7 protein-coding genes are annotated in these 5,645 nt (G+C 71.7%); 3 read left to right on the top strand and 4 right to left on the bottom strand.

Annotation, left to right across the window (positions count from 1 at the left end; translation table 11 throughout):
• Nucleotides 1-37: 37 nt before the first annotated feature.
• Nucleotides 38-1,522 (bottom strand): acetyl-CoA acetyltransferase, encoded by a 1,485-nt coding sequence (locus ACK5M9_RS12465; protein WP_416893480.1) that lies wholly within the window; start codon nucleotides 1,520-1,522, stop codon nucleotides 38-40.
• A gap of 91 nt (nucleotides 1,523-1,613) precedes the next feature.
• On the opposite strand from ACK5M9_RS12465, the gene ACK5M9_RS12460 reads away from it, so the two are divergent.
• From ACK5M9_RS12460 to ACK5M9_RS12450, 3 genes are all read left to right on the top strand, one after another.
• The gene (locus tag ACK5M9_RS12460; protein ID WP_416893479.1) at nucleotides 1,614-2,513 is read left to right on the top strand and encodes an SDR family oxidoreductase; all 900 of its coding nucleotides are present in this window, start codon (nucleotides 1,614-1,616) and stop codon (nucleotides 2,511-2,513) included.
• Between the two features lie 23 nt (nucleotides 2,514-2,536).
• Nucleotides 2,537-3,130 carry an MOSC domain-containing protein gene (locus tag ACK5M9_RS12455; protein ID WP_416893482.1) on the top strand — a complete coding sequence of 198 codons (594 nt, stop codon included), beginning with the start codon at nucleotides 2,537-2,539 and terminating at the stop codon, nucleotides 3,128-3,130.
• A gap of 93 nt (nucleotides 3,131-3,223) precedes the next feature.
• Entirely contained in the window at nucleotides 3,224-4,024 is an 801-nt protein-coding gene (locus tag ACK5M9_RS12450) for a CPBP family intramembrane glutamic endopeptidase (protein ID WP_416893478.1), read from the top strand.
• Between the two features lies 1 nt (nucleotide 4,025).
• Here ACK5M9_RS12450 and ACK5M9_RS12445 read toward each other — a convergent pair whose 3' ends face one another.
• The 3 genes from ACK5M9_RS12445 to ACK5M9_RS12435 all read right to left on the bottom strand — a co-directional run.
• Nucleotides 4,026-5,051: a zinc-binding alcohol dehydrogenase family protein gene (locus ACK5M9_RS12445; protein WP_416893477.1), complete on the bottom strand. Its 1,026-nt coding sequence runs from the start codon at nucleotides 5,049-5,051 to the stop codon at nucleotides 4,026-4,028.
• A 45-nt stretch (nucleotides 5,052-5,096) separates the two neighbouring features.
• Nucleotides 5,097-5,396, bottom strand: coding sequence for a GlsB/YeaQ/YmgE family stress response membrane protein (locus ACK5M9_RS12440; RefSeq protein WP_416893481.1), 300 nt, complete (start codon nucleotides 5,394-5,396; stop codon nucleotides 5,097-5,099).
• A 37-nt stretch (nucleotides 5,397-5,433) separates the two neighbouring features.
• Nucleotides 5,434-5,645, bottom strand: a 212-nt coding sequence (locus ACK5M9_RS12435; protein ID WP_416893476.1) for a hypothetical protein, incomplete at its 5' end; no start/stop codon positions are given.

Raw genomic sequence — 5,645 nt, 5'->3', positions numbered from 1 at the left:
GGGGGCCGGGGGCCGGGGGGCGGGGGCCGGGGGGCGGTTATCGCAGGGCTGCGGTGCCGTCGGCGGCCACGGCGACCTCGGCCCCGGCGATGTCGCCGCGCACCGTCTCCGCGGCCGCGCCGGCGTCGGTGATCGCCGCCAGGGTGCGTGCGCCGTCGGCGGTGCGCACCGCCAGGAACGCCCGCTGCGGACGGCCGTCCCGGTCGAACGGTGTGGTCCAGGCTTCGACGGTGCCCACCCCCTCCCATGCGACCAGGGCGCGGGTCCTGGATTCACGATCGACCGCCGGCTGGACGTCCTCGCAGCGGAATTCGGCAGGCGGTTCGGTGCCGTAGACCCCGAAGCTGTGCTTGGTCAGATACCCGCCGTTGGCGGTGATCAGGCCCCGCCGGCCGGGGTTGGCGGCCAGCAGGCCGGCCATGGTCGCGATCGAATGGGTCACGTAGTTGTTCCACGGGCCGCCGGCGAAGGTCAGGCCGCCGGTGACGGTCAGCGGGCGGGCGGGATCGTCGAGGGCAAGGCCCAGCTCATTGGCCGCGACCTGGACCGCCGACGGGAAGCAGGAGTACAGGTCGACGTGGTCGATGTCGTCGACACCCACGCCGGCCAGTTCCAGGGCCCGCGCGCCCCCGATCCGGATTGCCGGTGAGCGGTGCAGTTCGCCGCGCTCGGCGATCGACGAGGTGTCGTGGGCGCCGGCCCCCGACAGCGGGAAAACCCACCGTTCGGACGGCACCCGCAGGCGCTGTGCCTGCTCGACCGAGGTCAGGATGAGCGCGGCACCCTGATCGACCATGTTGTTGGAGTTCATCAGCTTGGTGTAGGGCCAGCTGATCATCCGGTTGCGGGGGCCGGGCCGCCGGATCTCTTCGGCGGTGGCCGGCTGCCGGATCCAGGCGTGCGGATTGTCGGCGGCCACCGCGGCGAACCGCGCCCACAGCTCGCCGACCCGGGTCGAGTGGTCTGCGACGGACTCGCCGCCGGCGATCCGCAGCGCCTGCTCGAACAGCGGGTACACGTATGAGGGCCTGTCCAGTGTGATCCGGAGCTCCGCCTCCCCGGCCATCGGCACGTCGTCCCCGGCAATGTCGGGCAGCGGCACCGACTCGTCCTGATCGGTCCACACCAGCCTGCGGCCCTGATTCTTCAAGGCGATCCGGGTGCGCCAGGTCTCGGCCCCGGCGATCAGCACCGCGGCGGCCCGGCCCTGCTGGATATCCAGGCAGGCCCGGTTGACCAGCGACTGCGGCGTGTTGCCGCCCACGCTGCTGTAGCCGGTGGCGGCGCCACTGGCGCCCAGGCGCCGGCCGAGCAGGTGGGCGGGGTTGCGGTAGTGCGCCGACAAGATGCTGACCACCCGGATCGAATCGAGGGCTTCGATCACCCTCGCCGGTGCGGCCGCCCGGGCGGCGGCCACCATCAGGTCGACCGGTTCGATGCCGGGCTCGTCGGGGCCGACCTCTTCGCGGTGGTTCACCTGGCCGCAGCCGATGAGCACCGGGGTCGCGGGATTGACGGGCATGGCTGAGAACCTATCGCGACGGGTTGGGGACGTGCCCCGGCCGGGCACCTGCATTCGCGCCGCCGGTGCCTCGCCGCCTACCGTGTACGCCATGTCAGAGGACAGGGCACAGGGCGAAACACAGGACGGGGCATCCGTCGGGAGCAAAGTCGCGGGCGGGGTCGCGGGAAAGGTCGTGGGAAAAGTTGTCGTCATCACCGGCGGTGCGCGGGGAATCGGGCTGGCCACCGCTACCGCACTGCACCGGCTGGGCGCCAAGGTGGCCATCGGTGACATCGACGAGGTGGCGGTCAAGGAGTCCGGCGCCGATCTGGGCCTAAAGGTGTACGGCAAGCTCGACGTCACCGACCCGGCGTCGTTCACGGACTTCCTCGACCAGGTCGAACGCCAACTGGGGCCGATCGACGTGCTGGTGAACAACGCCGGCATCATGCCGGTGGGCCGGGTCATCGACGAGCCCAACGACCTGACCCGGCGGATCCTCGACATCAACGTCTACGGGGTGATCCTGGGCAGCAAACTGGCCGTCCAGCGCATGGTGCCGCGCGGGCACGGCCACGTGATCAACATGGCCTCGCTGGCCGGGGAACTGCACCTGGTCGGGCTGGCCACCTACGTCGCCAGCAAGCACGCGGTGCTGGGGTTCACCGACTCGGCGCGGCTGGAGTACCGCTCGACCGGAGTGCGCTTCTCGGCGGTGCTGCCGACGTTCGTCAACACCGAATTGGTTTCGGGCACACAGGGAATGAAAGGTTTCCGCAACGCCGAGCCGGCCGAGATCGCCGATGCCGTCGTCGAACTGGTGGCCGCACCCAAACCGCGGATGCGGGTCACCAAAGCGGCCGGCGCCGCGGTGGTGCTGCTGAAGTTCTGGCCCCGCTGGGCGGTGGAGGGCCTGAACCGTCTGCTCGGCGGCGAGCACGTCTTCACCGACGAGGTCGATGCCGAGCAGCGCCGGGACTACGAAACGCGCGCCCGCGGCCAGGAGTGAACGGCCGCTGCCCGCCCGGCTCGGTGGTGTCGGTCAACCTGGCGCGTGGCCGCACCAACCCCGATGCGCGTGCGCGGTCCGCGGTCACCGGTATCGACAAGGTTCCGGTGAACCGGCCGGTGCGGGTCCGGGCACCCGGCCCGATGCACGGTGGCCTGGGCAGCGGCCTCGTCGGCGACACCATCGGCAACCAAAAATTGCACGGCGGCGACGACCAGGCGGTGTACGCCTATGCGCGCGAGGACCTCGACGACTGGGAAGCCCTGCTGCGACGTCCGCTGCGCAACGGGGAGTTCGGGGAGAATCTGACGACGCTCGGCGTCGAGGTGACCGGGGCCCGCATCGGCGAACGGTGGCGGGTCGGTACCGGCGGGTTGCTGCTGGAGGTGTCCGCGCCGCGAACTCCCTGCCGAACGTTCGCCGCGTTTCTGGACCTGAGCGACTGGATCAAGACGTTCACCAGCGTCGGCAGGCCGGGCGCCTACCTGCGGGTCATCCAGCCCGGAACGGTGCGGGCCGGGGACCGGGTCGCTGTCGAGCACCGGCCGGGCCACGACGTCACCATCGAGTCGGCTTTTCGCGCGCGAATGTCCGGGCGCCCCGCCCCGCGAGCGTAACGCCACCGCGAAATCCGGCCGGTGAAATCGCAGCCACGTTACGCTCGCGAGAACGAACTTCGCCGCGCCGGCGCCCCGGTAGAATGGCGCCCAATGCTTGCCCGAACCCGCGAACACCCCCTCGGCGCCGAACCCGGCGTCCCGCCGGCCGCGCTGGCGTCGGCCGCACTGGCCCTGCCCGACGCGCGGCCGGGCCGGGTGCGCCTGTACGCCGACATCGCCGCCGTCGTCACGGTACTGGTGGCGGCGAACCTGGTCGCGCACTTCACCACGGCGTGGGCCGGTATCGTCACCGTCCCGGTCGCCGCGGCCGGCCTGGTTGTGCTGGTCCGATGCCGCGGGCTGGGCTGGGCCGAGCTGGGGCTGGGCCGCGAACACTGGCGGTCGGGGGTGGGCTACGCGGCGGCGGCGGTGGCCCTGGTGGTCGCGGTCATCGCGGCCGGGGTGCTGCTGCCGATGACCAGGCCGATGTTCCTGAACAACCACTACGCGACGTTCTCCGGCGCGGTGATCGCCTCGATGGTGATCATCCCGCTGCAGACGGTCATCCCCGAGGAACTCGCGTTCCGCGGTGTGCTGCACGGCGCACTCGACCGGGCCTGGGGCTACCGCGGTGTCGCGATGGCGGGCTCCCTGCTGTTCGGCCTCTGGCACATCGCCACCTCGCTCGGCTTGACCAGCAACAACATCGGCTTCAGCCACTTGTTCGGCGGCGGGGTATTCGGCATGGTGGCCGGGATCGTGCTGGCGGTGTGCGCCACCGGTGCGGCCGGATTCGTCTTCAGCTGGCTGCGCGCGCGCAGCGGCAGCCTGATCGCCCCGATCGCCCTGCACTGGTCGCTCAACGGGGTCGGCGCACTGGCCGCCGCGCTGGTCTGGCACCTGTCGGCCTGAGTCACACCACCAAAACGGCCGCCCCGGCGATGCGGCCGGCGGAAAGGTCGGCCAGGGCGCGATCGGCCTGGCCGAGCGGATATTCGGGAGCGGTGACGTCGATGTGGTGGCCGGCGGCGAATTCGAGGAAGGCGCGGGCATCCGCCCGGGTGTTCGAGGTCACCGAGCGCAGCTGCCGCTCCTGGAACACGTGGGCGCGGTAGTTCAGCGCCGGAATGTCGCTCAGATGGATGCCGGCCACCGCCAGTGTGCCGCCGCGGTCGAGTGCCGCGAGTGCGGGCGGCACCAGGTCGCCCACGGGAGCGAACAGAATCGCGGCATCCAGCGGCACCGGCGGCGGCGCGGCGGCATCCTGGGCGGAGGCCGCACCCAGGTGCAGCGCCAATTCGCGCGCCGCGGCTCCGCGCGTCATCACATGCACCTCGGCGCCCTGCGCCACGGCGACCTGCGCCGTGATGTGGGCGCTGCCGCCGAAGCCGTACAGGCCCAGCCGCCCACCGGGCGGCAACTCGGCGCGCATCAGCGACCGGTATCCGATGATCCCGGCGCACAGCAGCGGCGCCAGCTCGGTGTCGCGGTAGCCGGCAGGCAGGCGATGGGCAAAGGCCGCCGGCACCGTGGCGAATTCGGCATAGCCGCCGTCGGCGTCCCAGCCGGTGTAGCGGGACCCGGGGCACAGGTTCTCCGCGCCCCGGCCGCAGTACCGGCACTGCCCGCAGGTGTGACGCAGCCAGGCGATGCCCACCCGGTCCCCCGCGGCGAAGTCTGCCCCCGCGGCCTCGCCGACTTCGACGACTTCCCCGACCACTTCGTGCCCGGGAGTGACCCGATAGCGGTGCACCGGCAGGTCACCCTCGGTCACATGGAGATCGGTGCGGCAGACCCCGCACGCGAGCACCGCTACCAGTAGCTCGCCCGGCTCGGGCCTGGGCACGTCAGTGCTGACGCGTTCCAGCGGCTTGGTGGCCATCGGCCCGGGCCGGCCCACGCGCCACGCGGTCATTGTGTTGGCGGGCTTTGCGGCCATCACATGATCATGCCGCGAAAACAACCCGCCAACGAGATCGCTCGGTTACCGCTTGCGCGCCCTGCCGGCGACCCGCAACAGAATCACCGAACCCAGGATGGCGGTGAACAGAGTGAACCACCAACCGCCGGCCGCAGTGTCGACGAAGAAGCTCAGCAGGAAGCCGCCGATCAGCGCGCCGAGAACACCGATCACGACGTTCATCAGGATGCCGGAGCCGCCGCCCTTGACGATCTTGTTGGCGATCCAGCCGGCGATGGCGCCGATGACGATGTAACCGATCCAGCCCACGCTGGTCAGCGTCGTCGAGCGGGCCAGCAATTCGGTGGCTGTCACCGGGGTCATCGGCAGGGGCATCGGCAGGTTCACCTAGGTGGAGTGGTCAGGCCGGTTGGGTTTGCGGCTGCGCCGGTGCGCAGCCTGCCACTGCCGGTGCCGGAGCGGGTGGCGGTGCCGGCGCTCCCGGCGGGGGCAGGTCCACCGGCGCTCCCGGCGGCGGTGGCGGTGCCGGCGCTCCCGGCGGCGGTGGCGCCGGAGCTCCCGGTGCGGGCAGCGGAACCGGTGCGCCCGGAGCCGGCTCGGCATCCGGGTCCG

The organism is Mycobacterium sp., from assembly GCF_047975165.1.
In the GTDB taxonomy this organism is placed as follows: domain Bacteria; phylum Actinomycetota; class Actinomycetes; order Mycobacteriales; family Mycobacteriaceae; genus Mycobacterium.
The sequence above is the reverse complement of the archived record's forward strand: the minus strand, read 5'-3'. Positions and strand labels throughout refer to the sequence as shown.

Bases quoted from the DNA above. Each gene is read 5' to 3' on its own strand.
- ACK5M9_RS12450 (WP_416893478.1), top strand. From the start codon at position 3,224: ATGCTTGCCCGAACCCGCGAACACCCCCTCGGCGCCGAACCCGGCGTC.
- ACK5M9_RS12465 (WP_416893480.1), bottom strand. From the start codon at position 1,522: ATGCCCGTCAATCCCGCGACCCCGGTGCTCATCGGCTGCGGCCAGGTG.
- ACK5M9_RS12440 (WP_416893481.1), bottom strand. From the start codon at position 5,396: ATGACCCCGGTGACAGCCACCGAATTGCTGGCCCGCTCGACGACGCTG.
- ACK5M9_RS12445 (WP_416893477.1), bottom strand. From the start codon at position 5,051: ATGGCCGCAAAGCCCGCCAACACAATGACCGCGTGGCGCGTGGGCCGG.
- ACK5M9_RS12460 (WP_416893479.1), top strand. From the start codon at position 1,614: ATGTCAGAGGACAGGGCACAGGGCGAAACACAGGACGGGGCATCCGTC.